The following is a 2,766-nucleotide window of genomic DNA, read 5'->3' as shown; positions in this document are numbered from 1 at the left end:
TGGCCGACGCCGGCGGGCGCAAGGCGGCCGGCGAGGGCGCTGCGCTGTTCCACGTCGTGCTGGCCCACGGCCTGGCGCGCTGGGCCGCGGCGGCCTGCGATGCATTGGGCGTGGGCACCGTCGCGCTCGGGGGTGGCTGCTTCTTCAACCAGGTGCTGACGGGCAGGGTGGCCCTGGCCTTGCGCGGCGCCGGCCTGCGCGTGCTGCTGCCGCAGGACGTGAACTGCGGCGATGCCGGCCTCGCGCTCGGCCAGGCCTGGGTGGCCGCGCAGCGCGTGGCGGCCGGGCTGCCGACGGAGGCAGCGTCATGTGCCTAGCCCTGCCTGCCCTCGTGGTGTCCGTGGCCGGGCCCGACCAGGCCGTGGTCGAGCTTGGCGGCGTGCGCAAGCCGGTCTCGATCGCTCTGGTGCCGGACGCGAAGGTCGGCGACTACGTGATCGTCCACGTCGGCCATGCGATCGGCATGATCGACCCCGACGAGGCCGCGCGCACGCTGGCGATGTTCGGCGAGCTGGCCGCCGCCTCGGAGGCTGCCCGATGAAGTACATCGACGAATTCCGCGATGGCGATCTCGCCCGGAAGATCGGCGAGCGCCTGCGCGCCGAGGCCGACCCGGCACGCCGCTACAGCTTCATGGAGTTCTGCGGCGGCCACACCCACGCGATCTCGCGCTACGGCATCACCGAGCTGCTGCCGCCCAACGTGCGCATGGTGCACGGCCCCGGCTGCCCGGTGTGCGTGCTGCCGATCGGGCGCATCGACCTGGCGATCAACCTGGCCCTGCAGCGTGGCGCGATCGTCTGCACCTATGGGGACACGATGCGCGTGCCGGCCTCCGATGCGCTCTCCTTGATGAAGGCGAAGGCCCGCGGCGGCGACATCCGGATGGTCTATTCGGCCGCCGATGCGCTGCAGCTCGCCCGCGCGAACCCCGGGCGCGAGGTGGTGTTCTTCGCGATCGGCTTCGAGACGACGACGCCGCCCACCGCGCTGGTCATTGCGCAGGCCGCGAAGGAAGACATTCCCAACTTCAGCGTGCTGTGCTGCCACGTGCTCACGCCGTCGGCGATCACCCACATCCTGCAGTCGCCCGAGGTGCGCGAGTACGGCACGGTGCCGATCGATGGCTTCGTCGGCCCCGCGCACGTCAGCATCGTGATCGGCTCGCAGCCCTACGAGCACTTCGCCCGCGAGTACCGCAAGCCGGTGGTCATTGCCGGCTTCGAGCCGCTGGACGTGATGCAGGCCGTGCTGATGCTGGTGCGCCAGGTCAACGAGGGCCGCGCCGAGGTCGAGAACGAGTTCAGCCGCGCCGTGACGCGCGAGGGCAACCTGGCGGCGCAGAAGCTGGTCGGCGAGGTCTTCGAGCTGCGCCCGCGCTTCGAATGGCGTGGCCTGGGCGAAGTGCCGTACAGCGCGTTGCGCATCCGGCCGGCGTTCGCGAAGTTCGACGCCGAGCGCCGCTTCGGCCTGGCCTACACGCCGGTGCCCGACAACAAGGCCTGCGAATGCGGCGCGATCCTGCGCGGCGTGAAGCGCCCGACCGACTGCAAGATCTTCGGCACCGTCTGCACGCCCGAGAACCCGGTGGGCTCGTGCATGGTGTCCAGCGAGGGCGCGTGCGCTGCGCACTACTCGTACGGGCGCTTCCGCGACATCCCCGTGGTGACGACGGAGGTTTCCCTATGAAACCCCACTACGTGCGCCCGATCGACTGGAAGAACGGTCGCGTCGACATGAACCACGGCGCCGGCGGGCGCGCCTCGGCGCAGCTGATCTCCGAGCTGTTCGCCGCCGCGTTCGACAACGAGTACCTCGCCCAGGGCAACGACGGCGCGCTGTTGCCGCTGCCGCCGGCCGGGCGCCTCGTGATGGCGACCGACGGGCACGTCGTCTCGCCGATCTTCTTTCCCGGCGGCGACCTCGGCTGCCTCGCGGTGCACGGCACGGTCAACGACGTGGCGATGCTCGGCGCGACGCCGCTGTACCTGTCGGCCAGTTTCATCCTCGAAGAAGGCTACCCGCTGGCCGAGCTGAAGCGCCTGGTCGAATCGATGGCCGCCGCGGCGCGCGAGGCGGGCGTGTCCATCGTGACCGGCGACACCAAGGTGGTCGAGCGCGGCAAGGGCGATGGTGTGTTCATCAGCACCACCGGCGTCGGCGTGGTGCCGCCGGGCGTGCAGGTCGGCGGCGAGCGGGCACGGCCGGGCGACGTGCTGCTGCTGTCGGGCACGATCGGCGAGCACGGCGTGGCGGTGCTGTCCAAGCGCGAATCGCTGGAGTTCGAGACCACCATCGAATCGGACACCGCGGCCTTGCACGGGCTGGTGGCGGCGATGCTGGCCGTTGGAGGCGAAGGCGTGCGCGTGCTGCGCGACCCGACCCGCGGCGGCCTGGCCACCACGCTGAACGAGATCGCCAAGCAGTCCGGCGTCGGCATGCTGATTGACGAAGCCGAGATCCCCGTGCTGCCGCAGGTCGATGCCGCCTGCGAGTTGCTAGGGCTCGATCCGCTGTACGTGGCCAACGAGGGCAAGCTGGTCGCCGCCTGCGCGCCCGAGGTGGCCGATGCGGTGCTCGCCGCCATGCGGGCCCACCCGCGCGGCGCGGCGGCGCGACGCATCGGCAGCGTCATCGAGGATCCGCACCACTTCGTGCAGATGAACACCCGCTTTGGCGGCCGGCGCGTGGTCGATTGGCTCAGCGGCGAGCAGTTGCCACGCATCTGCTGAAAGGGCGTAGCACGGCCTTGCGCATCCTGCTGCT

At 71.0% G+C, this 2,766-nt stretch carries 3 protein-coding genes and 1 pseudogene; all 4 read left to right on the top strand.

Annotated elements, in window-relative coordinates:
- Window positions 1-317: pseudogene (locus VJ693_RS25580) on the top strand (carbamoyltransferase HypF); the annotation flags it as partial.
- Window positions 308-541 carry a HypC/HybG/HupF family hydrogenase formation chaperone gene (locus tag VJ693_RS25575; protein ID WP_324158987.1) on the top strand — a complete coding sequence of 78 codons (234 nt, stop codon included), beginning with the start codon at window positions 308-310 and terminating at the stop codon, window positions 539-541. The pseudogene VJ693_RS25580 and the gene VJ693_RS25575, both read left to right, overlap by 10 nt.
- Window positions 538-1,689 carry a hydrogenase formation protein HypD gene (gene hypD / locus VJ693_RS25570; protein WP_324158985.1) on the top strand — a complete coding sequence of 384 codons (1,152 nt, stop codon included), beginning with the start codon at window positions 538-540 and terminating at the stop codon, window positions 1,687-1,689. Before VJ693_RS25575 ends, hypD begins: the two co-directional genes overlap by 4 nt.
- Window positions 1,686-2,732 (top strand): hydrogenase expression/formation protein HypE, encoded by a 1,047-nt coding sequence (gene hypE, locus VJ693_RS25565; RefSeq protein ID WP_324158984.1) that lies wholly within the window; start codon window positions 1,686-1,688, stop codon window positions 2,730-2,732. The genes hypD and hypE overlap by 4 nt, the downstream gene beginning before the upstream one ends.
- The last annotated feature ends 34 nt before the right edge of the window (window positions 2,733-2,766 follow it).

Origin of the sequence: Ideonella sp. (assembly GCF_035254525.1) — a bacterium.
Taxonomy (GTDB): Bacteria; Pseudomonadota; Gammaproteobacteria; order Burkholderiales; family Burkholderiaceae_C; genus Ideonella.
This window is presented reverse-complemented; position numbering and strand designations above follow the sequence as displayed.